This window comes from Desulfobacter hydrogenophilus (assembly GCF_004319545.1).
GTDB classification, from domain to species: Bacteria; Desulfobacterota; Desulfobacteria; order Desulfobacterales; family Desulfobacteraceae; genus Desulfobacter; species Desulfobacter hydrogenophilus.
The window spans coordinates 4,616,822-4,631,719 of record NZ_CP036313.1; the positions used below are offsets into that span (position 1 = coordinate 4,616,822).

At 46.0% G+C, this 14,898-nt stretch carries 14 protein-coding genes; 8 read left to right on the plus strand and 6 right to left on the minus strand.

Annotated features, from left to right (window positions below):
• Position 1: 1 nt before the first annotated feature.
• Entirely contained in the window at positions 2-883 is an 882-nt protein-coding gene (locus EYB58_RS20515) for a LysM peptidoglycan-binding domain-containing protein (RefSeq protein ID WP_111956157.1), read from the minus strand.
• A complete protein-coding gene (locus tag EYB58_RS20520) occupies positions 884-3,223 on the minus strand; it encodes an Hsp70 family protein (protein WP_111956155.1) in 2,340 nt (779 codons plus the stop codon).
• A gap of 202 nt (positions 3,224-3,425) precedes the next feature.
• Here EYB58_RS20520 and EYB58_RS20525 point away from each other — a divergent pair, with 202 nt between their 5' ends.
• Positions 3,426-4,808: an NAD(P)/FAD-dependent oxidoreductase gene (locus EYB58_RS20525; RefSeq protein ID WP_111956153.1), complete on the plus strand. Its 1,383-nt coding sequence runs from the start codon at positions 3,426-3,428 to the stop codon at positions 4,806-4,808.
• On the opposite strand, the gene queD is transcribed toward EYB58_RS20525, so the two are convergent.
• Positions 4,786-5,184 (minus strand): 6-carboxytetrahydropterin synthase QueD, encoded by a 399-nt coding sequence (gene queD / locus EYB58_RS20530; RefSeq protein ID WP_111956151.1) that lies wholly within the window; start codon positions 5,182-5,184, stop codon positions 4,786-4,788. The two genes, EYB58_RS20525 and queD, sit on opposite strands and share 23 nt — an antisense overlap.
• 26 nt (positions 5,185-5,210) lie before the next feature.
• Positions 5,211-6,308, minus strand: coding sequence for a molecular chaperone DnaJ (gene dnaJ / locus EYB58_RS20535; RefSeq protein ID WP_111956149.1), 1,098 nt, complete (start codon positions 6,306-6,308; stop codon positions 5,211-5,213).
• A gap of 123 nt (positions 6,309-6,431) precedes the next feature.
• On the opposite strand from dnaJ, the gene ubiE reads away from it, so the two are divergent.
• The 3 genes from ubiE to EYB58_RS20550 all read left to right on the plus strand — a co-directional run bounded on the left by ubiE (position 6,432) and on the right by EYB58_RS20550 (position 10,908).
• The gene (ubiE, locus tag EYB58_RS20540; RefSeq protein ID WP_111956147.1) at positions 6,432-7,133 is read left to right on the plus strand and encodes a bifunctional demethylmenaquinone methyltransferase/2-methoxy-6-polyprenyl-1,4-benzoquinol methylase UbiE; all 702 of its coding nucleotides are present in this window, start codon (positions 6,432-6,434) and stop codon (positions 7,131-7,133) included.
• Positions 7,134-7,221: 88 nt separating this feature from the next.
• Positions 7,222-7,884 (plus strand): small multi-drug export protein, encoded by a 663-nt coding sequence (locus EYB58_RS20545; RefSeq protein ID WP_111956145.1) that lies wholly within the window; start codon positions 7,222-7,224, stop codon positions 7,882-7,884.
• 255 nt (positions 7,885-8,139) lie between these two features.
• On the plus strand, positions 8,140-10,908 hold the full coding sequence (locus tag EYB58_RS20550) for a phosphoenolpyruvate carboxylase (protein ID WP_111956143.1): 2,769 nt from the start codon (positions 8,140-8,142) through the stop codon (positions 10,906-10,908).
• A gap of 22 nt (positions 10,909-10,930) precedes the next feature.
• Here the strand turns inward: EYB58_RS20550 and EYB58_RS20555 are convergent, their stop codons facing one another.
• The gene (locus tag EYB58_RS20555) at positions 10,931-11,134 is read right to left on the minus strand and encodes a hypothetical protein (protein ID WP_111956185.1); all 204 of its coding nucleotides are present in this window, start codon (positions 11,132-11,134) and stop codon (positions 10,931-10,933) included.
• 242 nt (positions 11,135-11,376) lie between these two features.
• Between EYB58_RS20555 and EYB58_RS20560 the strand changes: the two genes are divergently transcribed.
• From EYB58_RS20560 to abc-f, 4 genes are all read left to right on the plus strand, one after another.
• The gene (locus tag EYB58_RS20560; protein ID WP_111956141.1) at positions 11,377-11,691 is read left to right on the plus strand and encodes a J domain-containing protein; all 315 of its coding nucleotides are present in this window, start codon (positions 11,377-11,379) and stop codon (positions 11,689-11,691) included.
• A 77-nt stretch (positions 11,692-11,768) separates the two neighbouring features.
• On the plus strand, positions 11,769-12,098 hold the full coding sequence (locus tag EYB58_RS24280) for a DUF6122 family protein (RefSeq protein WP_111956139.1): 330 nt from the start codon (positions 11,769-11,771) through the stop codon (positions 12,096-12,098).
• Positions 12,099-12,274: 176 nt separating this feature from the next.
• Complete coding sequence (locus EYB58_RS20570) at positions 12,275-12,520, plus strand: hypothetical protein (RefSeq protein WP_111956137.1); 246 nt, start codon at positions 12,275-12,277, stop codon at positions 12,518-12,520.
• The gene (abc-f, locus tag EYB58_RS20575) at positions 12,520-14,346 is read left to right on the plus strand and encodes a ribosomal protection-like ABC-F family protein (RefSeq protein WP_111956135.1); all 1,827 of its coding nucleotides are present in this window, start codon (positions 12,520-12,522) and stop codon (positions 14,344-14,346) included. The genes EYB58_RS20570 and abc-f overlap by 1 nt, the downstream gene beginning before the upstream one ends.
• On the opposite strand, the gene EYB58_RS20580 is transcribed toward abc-f, so the two are convergent.
• Positions 14,343-14,852 (minus strand): AbrB family transcriptional regulator, encoded by a 510-nt coding sequence (locus EYB58_RS20580; RefSeq protein ID WP_111956133.1) that lies wholly within the window; start codon positions 14,850-14,852, stop codon positions 14,343-14,345. The two genes, abc-f and EYB58_RS20580, sit on opposite strands and share 4 nt — an antisense overlap.
• Positions 14,853-14,898 lie beyond the last annotated feature (46 nt).

The following is a 14,898-nucleotide window of genomic DNA, read 5'->3' on the forward strand; positions in this document are numbered from 1 at the left end:
GTTACTCCAAGTATATCCCGATGGTCATCCCCGGTTTAAAAGGGAGGTCTTTAACAAGGCAGTCAGTTCCATGTGAACAGTATTGCCTGATGACGGACCGGCGGGTATCCCCGGGCCTGATTTTATATTTCCAATATCGTTTTCCATGTCCGGTCCCGGTGATGTCCTCGTAAATATTCAAAACAGTTTTTTTGTCACAAAGGTAACGCAGGGTATCCCTGCTGCTGATATTATATATGTCAAGACCTGGATTGTGTTCCAGCAAAACCGGATAAAAGACACCTGAACCGTAAAGGGCCCGGGATATTCCCCAAAGGGTGTCTGTATCCTTTGCCTGGTATTGTCTGAAACAGACCGGGGGTGACGGTGGTGGAGACATCTCAGGCGAAACCGGCCCGGTTTTCGGACGACCGGCTGTTTGGGACTCACTGCTGCTTACGGTCTCCTGCTGTTTTTTAATGGTCTCAAGTGTCCCTGCCGATGTCTGCCGCAATTCCCGGACGGATTGGCCGGTTTCCCGGATCACGACGCGATCTTTCGCCACCATTACCGCCATCCTGGTCATGCTTGCCTGCATTTGCTCCACCCTCCCGGCCATAATACTGAACCGGTTAGCGGCATAACCGAAAACCAGCACCAGAAAAATTAGAAGCAAGCCTGCCAGGCACATAATAACCGGAATCCGATATTTTTTTTCACCAGAATTTTGGGTAATATTTTGTCCGGGCTGCTCCGGCAACACCACGGTCTCATTGGCCGACGCATCGGAAAGCGTCTCCAGAAGCCTGAAACAAACCAAATCCGCATCACATTGGGGGCAGGTGTCACTGCCTTCCGGGATATTGGTAAACCGGCATACCGGACAGGTAACCGTAACAGCCATTTACCTGACAACACCTTTTTGAACGATACCAACTGTGCTGTCGTATTTACTGATGACGTCCAAGGCTTCGGGCATAATTTTATCTATGGTCTTGCTCACCATTTCGATGTTTGTGTTGCCCACCGCTTTCATGAGGGTTGCTATTGCATTATAAAAAGACGCAGCCTTCTTGGGATCATGGATGTCACACAATTCACCGGCCTTGCTTATATCCATCAACATGTTAATTAAGGGGAAGGTTTCAAGGAATTGATCCAGATCATCAAAGGCATCAACGTTCTGTTCATAGGTGCCTGTCCGGTTCATGGCTTGCAGGACCTCGATTTTTTTTACCAGCGCTGAACGTTCTTTATCGGTCAAAACCCAGGGAAAATCCTCAAGTACACTTTCGGCATAAAAAATCATCGAATAGCAGAGTATGTTCTCTTCAAACAGCTGTTTTGCCTTGTCGATTTTCATCTTTGCCAGGGTGTAAACCGTCTCGATGACCTCTCCGGTGGTTTCATGGAGAACCTTGTGGAGATCCTTTACGATATCCGCACTTCTGAGGGTCAGCTCCTCCACGGCATAGTTATCGGATTCGTCTGCATTGGCCTGATCGATCATGGTTTCAAGTTCCATAAATAGCTTTTCGTCTGCCTTGCCCCTGGACAACGTTTTACTTAAGCTGACATCCGGAAGCTGTGTTAAAACGCCTGAAACCGCGACAATATTATTTTCATCTATTTTCAGATTCACCGAAATACTGAAAGGCGTATCAGATTCCTTTTGATCCGAATTGGACCGGTACTCCTGGATGGCGTCCGCATCAATACTCAGCCAGAAATCACCAATAGATTCCTCTGCATCATTGACGATATTAAAAAATTTCATATGAATCAATTGCTGATAGGCATCCACAAGCCTGAACACTTCCTCCTGTTCACAGGGCAGAGGGGTATTTTTTTCCACAAACAGGTAGCGCTCCCCATTGTCAAGGGTAACATAGTAGTCATGGGCTGCAGCATGGACAATGTTGAATACGCCCTGGTCTATGGTATGCTTTTCAAGATCGAATCCACAATGGCTGCAAAGAACGTCCGACTGTCCGACAATGCCGCCGCATCCCATACACTCGTAATTATCGGCAAGCCGGTGGCTTAAAATGGCGGCACCCTCGGCAACAGCCAGCATGGGCCGGTCATGGAGCATTACTTTTTCCTTGCCGAACATATCTTCCATTGCCTTGACAATGCATGGAATTTTTGAACTGCCGCCCACCAGCAGCACATTGTCTATAAGATCTGGCGAAAAATAAATATCATCAAGCAGTTTTTGGACCAGGGTCTGGGTGTTTTGCACCGCAGGCCGGATCAATTCTTCGAAGGCCTCCCGGGTCACAGTGACATCCACATCCAAAAGGTCACCGTCGGCATCCTTCAGCAGACCCAGAAGTTCAATATAGGCTTCCGGCCCATCGCTGAGCTTAATTTTTGCCTGTTCAACAGCGGCTTTGAGTTCTCCCAGGAAACGGTTTCTTACGCCGGAATCCTGCTCAGCAATCATTCCGGCAATATCATCAATTTCATATTCACGGGCGGTTTCCTGTAAAACATATTCTTCCAGTTTCCGGTCAATATCCTCTCCGCCGAGCCACATATTGCCGCCTTTGCCCTGCTCTATAAATTGCCCGCCACTGATTGTAAGAACAGACAGGTCAAAGGTGCCGCCGCCAAAATCAAATACCAGGATGGTCTTGGCATCATCCTCATTCACCTGATCCACCCCAAAGGAGATAGCCGCCGCAGTAGGTTCGGAAAGCAGCCTTTGAACTTTAATACCGGCCAGGGCCGCCGCGGTTCTTGTAGCATGCTTCTGTTTATCATTAAAATAGGCAGGCACGGTGATCACGGCATATTCCACCTTATCTCCAAGGTTTTTTTCCGCATCTTTTCGAATTTTTTCAAGAATCTTGGATGAAATTTCTTCAGGGGAATATTCCCTATCACTGATACGGATCACCAGGCTGTTATCAGTGCCCTTGGACTGGCCGGCAATAATGAAGGCGTGTCTTGGATCATTTATCAGCTTTTGAACTTCCGGATTGGTGATACTTCTGCCCATTAACCGTTTCACTGCGGTTATGGTGCCGGCAGGCTCCTGTTTGATCCATTCCAGGGCATGCTTTCCCACAACAAATTTGGGCCGGTTCAGCAGGCCTCTAATTTTATTGTTTTTTATGCATACACAGGATGGGGTTATGGTGTCTCCCTCACTGTTGGGTATTATTTCAACATGCACCTTTTTGATACCGGATGCCGAGTTGGTGGTTCCTAAATCAATTCCAATGGATTTTGACATAACATCTTCTGTTTTTGGGGTTAAAAGTAGGTGCTGACTATTAACAAAACAGGATAAAATTTTCAATATAGAAGCAAAAAATTTCTTTCATTATGTACTGCAAGGGTTATTATATATCATATATCCTGATCAATAGCCCATATTCGGTAAGGCCTGAAGCCGACTATCTCCGAGTTAAAATCTTTTTTATGAAAGGTTGAATATGACGTATGACGTAATTATCGTGGGTGGCGGACCCGCAGGGCTCTTTGCGGCCTATCATCTGGTGGAACATACCAGCCTCAAGGTATTGCTCATTGAACGGGGAAAACAGCCCCAGGAACGCAAATGCCCCATCAGCAAACTTCAAAAATGTGCCCAGTGCAGTCCGTGCAATATTCTGTCCGGCATTGGCGGAGCCGGCCTGTACTCGGACGGAAAACTTAATTTCATTCCAAGGCTTGGCAAAACCGATCTCACCCAGTTCATGCCCATGCCCCAGGCCCAGGCCCTGATTGATGAAACCGAAGAGATTTTTACCCGCTTTAAGATGGATGCCAAGGTATTTCCCACCAACATGGAAGAGGCCGCCCTCATCCGCAAGGAAGCCAAGCGGTTCGGCATTGATCTTCTGCTTATCCGGCAAAAGCATCTGGGCAGTGACAACCTGCCGGGCTACATCACGGACATAGCCGACTATATCCAGTCCAAAGGACTTGAGATACGAACCTGTGAGAATGTAATAGATATTATTGAAAAAGATGGGGTTGTCCAAGGGGTGGTATCTGACAAGGGCTCCTATCATGCCCATAATGTAATTCTGGCACCGGGCCGCATCGGGGCCAACTGGGTATCATCTTTGGCCCTTAAACATGGCATTGAATTAAACCAGCGGGGTATAGAGGTCGGTGTCCGGGTGGAGGTGCACAACGATATCATGGATGATCTGTGCAATGTGATCTATGACCCCACCTTTTTCATCCGCACCCACACCTATGATGACCTGACCCGGACATTCTGCACCAACCAGGGTGGTTTTGTGGCGTTGGAAAATTACCAGGATTTTGTCTGCGTCAATGGGCATGCCTATTCAAATAAAAAATCGAGCAATACCAATTTTGCCTTTCTGTCAAAGGTGGTGCTCACGGAACCGGTCACGGACAACCAGGCTTACGGGGAATCCATCGGGCGTCTGGCCAGCATCATCGGCGGAGGCAAACCCATTCTCCAGCGCTTCGGAGATCTGAAACGGGGCCGACGATCCACCTGGAACCGGATCAACAAAAGCTACATTGAACCGACGATGACCAATGTGGTATGCGGGGACATTGCCATGGCGTTGCCCGAGCGAATCCTGTCCAATCTGATCGAAGGGCTGGAGACCTTAAACCTGGTGGTACCCGGGGTGTCCAACGATGAAACCCTGCTCTATGCACCGGAGATCAAATTTTTTGCCACTCAAATTAAAACCACACCACACCTGGAGACCAAAATCAAGGGTATGTACGTGGCAGGAGATGGCCCGGGGGTGGCCGGCAATATCGTATCAGCAGCGGCCACCGGCCTGATTCCGGCAAAAAAAATTATTGCGTCACAACAGGGGTAGGATAATAAATTGCGCAGGCATCATCGGATTCCCAGGCCATAACTCTGGACACCACAACTTTTTCATCCAGATTTTTGTCCAGGTATGCCTGGACCTTGCCTGCAATATAGACGGCAATCAGTTCGGACGTGGGCTGGTTGTCTTCAAAGGCAGGCAGTTCGTTTAGAAACTGGTGGTCCAGTTCCTCGTCCACAACAGCCCGGACCGCCCGTTTGATATCCCCGAAATCGGCCAGCACCCCGGCGTCGTTCAATTGATCGCCCTTGACATATACTTCCACCTGCCAGTTGTGGCCGTGCAGGTTTTCACATTTTCGCCCCACCATGGCAAGCTGGTGCGCCCCGGCAAACCGGGTTTTAACCTTTAATTCAAACATAGCCCCCCATCCGAATTTGTTGTCTATCACAGGTTTTTAAATAAATTTTTCAGCTTGTTTGATATTTTATTTGCATCGAGCTTGTCAAACTTTTCAAGCAGATCCTTTTGTTTCTGGTTCAGTTTGGTAGGCGTTTTAACGATCACTTTAATAATCTGATCTCCTCTTCGGCCGGTTCTCAAAGAGGCGATACCCTCTCCTTTGAACTGGAAAGAGTCTCCATACTGCGTCCCGGCAGGGATTGTTAATTTCTTTTCTCCCACCAGCGTGGGTACGGTAATCTCAGCACCAAGGGCGGCCTGGATAAAAGAAATATCAATGGCGCAAATAATATCGGTTCGCTCCCGCTGAAAAAACTTGTGGGGTTTGACATTAATGACCACGTACAGATCACCTGAAGGACCGTTGGGTGTGCTGGAGGCCTCGCCCTCTCCGGTAAGGCGCAGCTTTGAGCCTACATCCACACCGGCAGGAATTTTGACCTGGACCTTGCGGTTGATTTCCATACGGCCGCCGCCCCGGCATTTGGGGCAGGGATTGGGAATAATTGTCCCCCTGCCCTTGCAATAGGGACAGGTTGTTTTGACTTTAAAAAAACCCTGGTTCTGGATATACTGCCCCGTGCCCCGGCAGTGGGAGCAGGTTTCCGAAGAGGAACCGGGTGCGGCACCGGACCCGTTACACGCGTCACAGGTTTCCATCTTTGGTATGGAGATGGTTTTTTCCGTACCAAAGGCAGCCTCCATAAAATCTATGGTCATGTCATAGCGTAAATCTGATCCTCGCCTGACCCGGTTACCGCCACGCCCGCCGCCAAAACCGAAGAAATCTTCAAAAATATCTCCGAAACTTGAAAAGATGTCCTCAAATCCGCTGGGACCAGAATGGCCAGCGCCTTCAAGGCCTTGGTGGCCGAATTGATCATAAATCTGGCGTTTGCTGTCGTCGGACAGAACTTCATAGGCTTCAGACGCTTCTTTGAATTTGTTTTCAGCCTCTTTATTATCCGGATTCTTGTCCGGATGAAATTTGATGGCCAGTTTTCTGTAAGATTTTTTCAGTGTTGTTTTATCTGCATCCCGTTGGACCCCAAGGATTTCATAGTAATCTCGTTTTTCACTCATATTAATGCCCGATAGTGCTTTAATTCATTTATATTTGTGTTTAATCCGGTTGTATGATAGCTTCCAAACCTACTTTGACTAAATAAATAATTTAAAATAACTCAGATTCCAAAGTTGTCAACGATGAAGCAAGAACTGGATTTTGTCAAAGAAATGTTTGACAAAATTGCACCCAAATATGATTTTTTAAACCGACTGCTCAGCATGCGACAGGATGTGTACTGGCGCAAGGAGATGGTCAAGGCTGCAAAACTGGAATCCGGTGCCGCAGTTTTAGATGCGGCCTGCGGAACCTGTGATGTAGGCCTTGAAGTCAGCCGAGTACTCAAGGGGCGGACACATATTACCGGACTGGATTTTTCCTTTGGCATGCTGGCCCTTGGCAAAAAAAAGCTGAACTGCCCGGCAGGCCAAGCCATTGCCCTTGTAAACGGTGATGCGTTGAACCTGCCCGTAAAAAATCAGCAGTTTGACGCCGGATTCATGGCTTTTGGCATCCGCAATATCATGAACCGCATCGGGGCCATGAAAGAATTTTACCGCACACTGAAACCGGGCGGCAGAATCATCATCCTGGAACTGACCACACCCCAAAAAGGACTGATGCGCCGGCTTTATCTTTTGTACTTTCAAAAAATATTGCCGTTAATCGGCTCTTTTTTTTCAAAACACGGCAATGCATACGCGTATCTGCCTGAATCCGTACTAAGATTTCCTGATCCTGTATCCTTTGCAAGCCAGATGAAGGCGGCAGGATTCAAGGAGATCCGGTACAAGGAGATGACACTGGGTATCGTAACCCTCTTTGTAGGCATAAAGCTGTAACCCGCTATTATTACAGTCTGTCTTGACAATAAGCCCGACATACTTTATAAACGGTCTTCAAAAAATATTTAGATAGAAAATTTTAAAGATGAAAAAATTTCTTATAAACACCATTGAAGGCCGGGTTCTTGTAATCGGTTTTTTGCTGACTGCCCTGTTTCTTCTTTTTGTTACCATCGGTATCGTCCGGGGTGAACCCAATGCAAAGGTCGCTTTTTTCGTGTTCCTAACCCACTGTGTAGGCAGCCGGGCCGGCGGCATTGGTCTATGCATCCTTAACGGATTTGACCCTCTTACCACCATTGCCTTAAATTTTTATTTAGAATGCCTGATTGTCTGCTATACCTATGCTGTCTTTGTCCTGAGCACCAGCGGTATATTCAAAGCGGCCTGGATCAAAAAAGCCATGGGCAAACTCAAAGAAAAGGCTGAGGAGAAAAAAGAAAAAATAGAACGTTGGGGCTGGCTCGGCATATTTGCCTTTGTGATGGCGCCCCTGCCTGTTACAGGCCCTGTGGTGGGCACCATCATCGGTTATATGATAAGGATGCGTCTGTTCAGCAATTTCAGTGCGGCAGGATTGGGCACCCTGACTGCCATCGTGGCCTGGTGCTATGGGTTTGATTTTCTTGAGCACCGGTTTGCAATGCTCCAGTATGTTTTTGGCGCCATCTGTGTAATCATCATCATCCCTTATCTGAAGCCATTAAAAAAATTCATTGATTTCCTGCGCCATGAAAGTGATGAATAAAACGCAGGCTATCCAAGATCTTATTGACTAACGGCCATAGCCGACCTGGTCTATCAACACCCAGGCTCAACCCCAAAAAAACATGAAAGTAATTCAGTAACTTATTGGAAATTTCATATAAAAAACCTTATCCGAGAACAGCGGATAACCACTATGCTGGATACCGGGCGGATTTCAGATCTCTACAAATTTGACAATCTTCGTGAACTGATACATAATTTGTGTATCTTCTAAACCAATTAAGTCGGCAATACTATGAACACAGCCTTCACCCAAGTCAAAAATGCATTGGGCAAACCCTATGACGATCTTCATTTTCTATTAACTTGCTTTAAAGAAGTGTTGGAGGAAAATAATCAGCAAAAGCTGGTTGCTTTGCTTCCGTGGCTGAATTCTACAGTTCCGTCAGATTCGGACCTAACGAGCAATGAATACATCCATATGATGTCGATGTGTTTTCAGCTGTTAAATCTGGTGGAGGTGAATGGGGCTGTTCAAAGCCGTCGCCATAAAGAAGATGAGGACATGGCCCAGGTGAACGGACTGTGGGCGAATCAATTCCAATATTTAAAGTCTAAGGGTATCACCGAGTCCCAAATTCTAAAGGTATTGCCGAATGTTCTGGTCGAACCGGTTTTAACTGCACATCCGACAGAAGCCAAACGCACTGTGGTGTTACAGGAATACCGAGAGTTATACCTGTTGCTGGTTAAACGTGAAAACCAAATGTACACCCGAATTGAACAAGCGGATATTCGGCAGGAGATCAAACAGATCTTGCATCGTCTATGGCATGTCGGAGAAATCTATATTGAAAAGCCGCGATTGGCGTCGGAACTGGACAATATTCTGTACTATCTGACCCATATTTTTCCCAGCGTGGTTATGATTTTGGATAAACGGTTGCGTCACGCCTGGAAAGAATCCGGATTTGATCCGACGGTGCTTAATGACTCAGATTTACTTCCGGTGCTGTCCTTTGGAAACTGGGTTGGCGGAGACCGTGACGGGCACCCGCTGGTAACGCCGGAAATCACCCAAAAGACGATCGAAAAACTGCGTATTCATGCCTTTTATATCATTAAAAATGAATTGAAAAAGTTGGCGCAAAATCTGAGTATTTACCACAATATTTCGGACGTGAGCCAGAATTTTGCTGCGCGGATTAAAGAACTTCGAAAAAAGGTTGGCGTAAATGCCGAAATTACGCTTAAAGAACATGCCGAGGAGATCTTTAAAGCTTATGTATTGATTTTGATTCAAAGAATCCCGATTGATCTGAGCCGGGAGTTCAATCTTGAATTAGAAGATAAGCAGAATAGTTACAAAAGTTCCATTGATTTGATTGCTGACTTAAACTTGCTTCACGATGAGTTGAAAAAATGTGGCATCGGCCAGGTCGCCCATGTTGAGGTTGGGCGGATGAAACGACTGTTGAAAATCTTTGGTTTCCATTTAGCAAAGTTGGATATTCGCCAAAACAGTGATTATCATGAAAAGGCTTTAAAACAATTGGTTACCGCATCGCTCGGGGCAAAAGCCGCCGCGCGGATTGAAAAGTCGCAGAAGACCAGGCGCACTTTTTTGGATCAGGAACTGAAAATTAACCGTCCGTTTTTGGTGCACCATAAAAGCATCGATAGGGAAGGACAAAATGTAATTGGGGCCTTGCAAGTCGTTAGTGATCATGTTCAACGTTACAGCCCCAATGCTTTCGGAAAGCTTATCGTGAGTATGACCCGAAATACGGAAGATCTGCTCACAGTTTACCTGTTCATGCGCGAAGTTGGTTTAATTATGAAACAAGACGATCGATTGGGGGCGGTTCTCCCTGTTGTGCCGCTTTTTGAAACGATTGAAGACTTAAAGCGTAGCCCAGGCATTATGGACGATTACCTGGGCCATCCGATCGTAAAAAACAGTTTGCAGATGCAATCCTGGACAAATCCCAATGCCGAATTGATCCAGGACGTAATGGTCGGTTATTCCGATAGTAACAAGGACGGCGGCATCCTGGCCAGCTCCTGGCTTTTGCATCAGGCACAGAAAGAATTGACAAAAACAGGCGAAAAACACGGTGTAAAAATCCGTTTTTTCCACGGTACCGGGGGCAGTATCAGTCGTGGCGCGGGACCCAGTCATTGGTTCATCAAAACATTACCGCACGGATCAATCAATGGTAAGTTTCGTGTTACAGAACAAGGCGAGACGATTGAACGAAAATATGCCAACCTGGTGAATGCTGCATATAACCTGGAGCTGATGGTTTCAAGTGTTACGGCACAAACCGTGTTACACGAAAATACAAAAGGAACGCGCGAGGAAATTGAAAGCTTATTCAATCAGTTAGGTGATCGAGGACTTCATTATTACCGACAGCTTATTTCCGATCCTGATTTTATCACCTTTTTTTCCCAGGCAACACCCATTGATGTTATTGAATCGAGTAAAATCGGTTCTCGCCCGACACGTCGTACCGCTAAGCGCAGCATGGAAGACCTTCGGGCAATTCCCTGGGTGTTCAGTTGGTCTCAATCACGTTTCAATATTACCAGCTGGTACGGTGTTGGTTCTACTTTGGATGAGTTGAAAAATGAAAATCCGGAAGCGTACAAAAGTTTGCTTCATTTTGTTGAATACAATCCTTTTGTCCGTTATGTGATGACAAATCTGGATAGCAGCCTGGCATCGACTGATGTACGGATTATGGAGAAGTATGCTTCGTTGGTTGAAGAGGTGACGATTCGCGACCGAATCATGGAAATGATTAAACATGAGCTAGACTTAACACGTAAGATGGTGGCTGATGTGTTAAAACGACCAATTAACGAACGACGCATTAATCACTATTACTCAACCATACTCAGAGCCGAGGCGCTCAATAATCTGCACGATGCCCAAGTTGAATTGTTACAAAAATGGCGCAAAGCGAAAAAAACAGAATCAAGTGAAGAAAACCATTATCTATTTGCCCTGTTGCAGTGTGTTAATGCAATAGCCAACGCCCTCGGCGCAACAGGGTGATCCGGAAAATAGATTTCAAATATTAAGCAATGATATCAATCATTTTACCTTTACCTGTGATCGTTGCAAGATCGGGGGTCTGTTGAACTGCAGGGATTTGGGTATTAAGAGTCCGGCTTGCGGTCTTGGAAGTTTGTCCAAGGAGATTAAGCATGAGATTGGGCATCTCTATCGCTTTTTTCATAGCGTCGGTCGATGCGCCGATATTGGTTCCGTTAATATTCATAATATACCTTTCATGCGGTTGTTTATAACCTGTCTCCAAAATATAATTGTAAAAAAGACACCGGCGAATGTCCAGATTAACTTTATTTTCAAATTTTAATTCATCATGTCCCATATTTTTCTTGAATAAGTCGGCCAGGTAAGGATATTCTCCAATTATTGTAATTTCCTTTTTTAGGCTAACATTCCCATAAAATAGGTGGATAACAAGACAATAAGATTTACTGATACCGGCGTAAAAAAATGATTAAATATAATGATATTGTTAAAGCCAAAGAACTGTTGAATCTGCCTGAGCGGGCATCAATGGAAGAAATTAAATCAAATTACAGAAAACTGATCATGCAGTGGCATCCGGACAAATGCCCCGGCAATAATGAAACATGCAATGAAATGACAAAAAACCTGATCGCTGCTTATAAGACAATTTGTCTTTACTGCAATCAATATAAATATTCTTTTACAAAAAAAGAGGTTGAACAATATCGATCGCCTGAAGACTGGTGGTTTGATAGATTTGGGAATGACCCGTTATGGGGAAATACCAAAAAATCTTAAAATAAGGCTTGGGATCAGATTAAAATCAAATAATACATATGCTTAAAATCCATTAAACCAGCAAGGATAACAGCAGAATGCCGTGTGCTTTCCAACAGATAACTCACTACAGCTTACATCTGGCTTTTCCAGGACTGATTGCCTGGGTATTTTTTAAAGAAAATTGGAAAAAGGCATGGATAATAATGCTTGCTACGATGCTTGTAGATTTAGACCATTTAGTCGCTGACCCGATATTCGATCCGACAAGATGTAGTATAGGGTTCCATCCTCTACATTCTTACTATGCAATTTCTGTTTATTTTCTGCTCTTTTTCCTTTCCAGGGCAAGAACGATCAAAATAGTGGCGGTTGGGTTACTTTTTCACATGTTCACGGATTATCAAGATTGTCTTTGGATGGGGTAAACGACCTGTTCTTTATCGAAATATCCTCAATGTTGAAATTTAAAGCCCCCAGACTAATTCTATCCCCAACACAAAACTGCGGCCATTTGATTTTTTCCTTAAGAACCTGTATTTTCACCTGACCTTTAATTTTGGACAATTTTAAATAAAACTAATTTGATTTGCAAGGACATCAAATGAAATATCTCTGGTGGACGACTCAGGTATTATGCCTTTTAATATCCCTTTTTTTCTTTGTTTTCGGTGTTGACCTCATCCGGGGAGCCTATGGCTTAGATGATCCTTTCAGCTTTATCATGACCTTTTTTGCCGCAAGTTTTATTATTCTGATCAGCCTGACCTTAACCCTGGTGTTCGTGATTAAAATGATCCGGGTATACCGCTGCCTCAAACCATCCAAGGCCCAGGAGGAAAGATCCTGATGACAGTTTTAGTGTCCGTAAAAGAACTTTGCAAAGCATATGGTGATGATACCTTATTCACGGATTTAAGCGTCGATATAAAACCCGGGGAAAAGATGGGTCTGATCGGGATGAACGGGTCCGGCAAATCCACCCTTTTAAAAATTATCTGTGGTTTGAGCATCCCGGACGAAGGAGAGGTTAGTATCCAGCCCGGCCAAGGCATAGTCTATCTTGCCCAGGAAGATGAATTTGACCCAGACCTTTCCATTGAGCAGGTTTTGTTTAACAGTCTGTCATCCCTGGATCTGCAGGAAAAAGAACGCCACCGCAGGGTAAACCGGGCCTTGGGCCTAAGTGGATTTACCAATGCAGCCATAAAGACAAAAGAGCTGTCAGGCGGCTGGCGCAAGCGACTTGCCATTACCCGGGCTTTTTGCCAGGAACCGGACCTGCTTTTGCTGGATGAGCCCACCAACCATCTGGATATTGCCGGCATTTTATGGCTTGAACAGATACTTTTGACAGCCCGGTTTTCTTTTGTGGCCGTCTCCCATGACCGGGCATTTCTTGAAAACGTATGTTCCCACACCATGGAAATTGCCCGGTACTACCAGGGCGGGGTTTTCAAAATCCAGGGTAATTATCCCAAATTTGAACAGGAGCGCGACAAATACCTGGAGGCCCAGGAGAAAAAACAATCCTCCCTGGCATCAAAAATGCGCAGGGAAGACCAATGGCTGCGCCAGGGAGCCAAGGCCAGAACCACCAAGGCCAAATACAGGATAGACCAGGCAGAGGAACTGCGCAAAGAACTGTCCGAAGTTAAGGCCCGAAACCGGCAGACCGCCCGGATGGACATTGATTTTTCCGGCACAGGACGCCAGACCAGAAAACTGCTAAGGGTGCATAACCTGACCAAAGGGTTTAAAGACAAAACGCTGTTTTCCAACATTACCTTTGAACTGGGGCCGGGTTTCTGTCTGGGCATCGTCGGAGATAACGGATCCGGCAAATCCACTTTTTTATCCCTGATCGAACAAAGCATGGAACCGGACCAGGGATCTGTAAAATGGGCGGAAAACCTTAAAACATGCGTCTACCACCAGGAACGCACCCAGCTGGACCCGAAAATGACCCTGCGGGATGCGTTAAATCCGGCCGGCGGAGATTCCGTAAATTACAAAGGCCGGTCCATTCATGTGGTCTCCTGGGCCAAACGATTTCTTTTCATGCCTGACCAGCTGGACATGCCGGTGGGCCGGCTTTCCGGCGGGGAAAAGGCAAGAATCGTTCTGGCTGAAATAATGCTCCAGCCCTGTGATCTGCTGCTCTTGGACGAACCCACCAATGACCTTGACATCCTCTCCCTTGAGGTATTGGAAACCTCCATCAAAGAATTTGAAGGTGCAGTGATCATTGTCTCCCATGACCGGTATCTCATGGACCGGGTCTGCCACCGCATGCTCTATCTGGATAACACTGAAACGCCTCAGTTTTACAGAGATTTCGGCCAGATTCTCAAGGCACGGACTGCCCGGGAAAAATCCCAGCAGCCAATGGGTGAAAAAATCAAAAAAGAGGCGACCAAACCGGCCCCATCCAAAAAACGGTTATTTTCCTTTAAAGACAAATACGAATTGGAACAGATAGAAGAAAAAATTATGGATGCCGAACAACGTGTTAAAGACTTTTCCGAACAGGTCCAGCACCCTGACGTCATCCAGAACTCTGCCCTTTTAGCAGACACCTGTAAAAAACTTGAGCAGGCCCAGTCTCTGGTCCAAAAGCTTTATTCACGCTGGGAAGAACTGGAAGAAAAAAAAGCGGCGGCGGATCAAAGTTAGAGAATCCCCTTATGCTGTAAATACATCACCACCTTTACGAGCAGTGGAATGACAAGAAAAAGCGTGAATATTCTCACCAAATGAAAAAATGCCACGAACGAACCATTATGATTTTCGGATTGGGCTAAAATGGCCATGCCCGTCATGCCCCCTGGAGAAAAGCCGAACAGGGCCGTACCAAAATCCACCAGCCCAAGCTTGTTGGCAAGAAACGCCATGCACACAGCCACCGTCAAAAGAATAATGGTGCTCAAAATTGCCATGGGCATTATCTTGACCCCCAAAGTCAAAAGGGACCGGTCAACAGTGACCCCAAGGGTGATGCCCAAAATAATTTGTATGCCTGTACCCACAGATGACGGCAGCACAATCCCCTTGGGTAAAAACAGAACCGTCATCCCAGAGAACAGCATGGATCCGACAACGGCACCACCAGGCACATTAAAGCGTTGTGCCAAAAGGCCCCCAATCGTCCCCACCACAATTACCAGCAAGTATCTTTCCATAATCTGTCATCCCGCCCAAATCTTATTTGATATTTTTCCATACCTA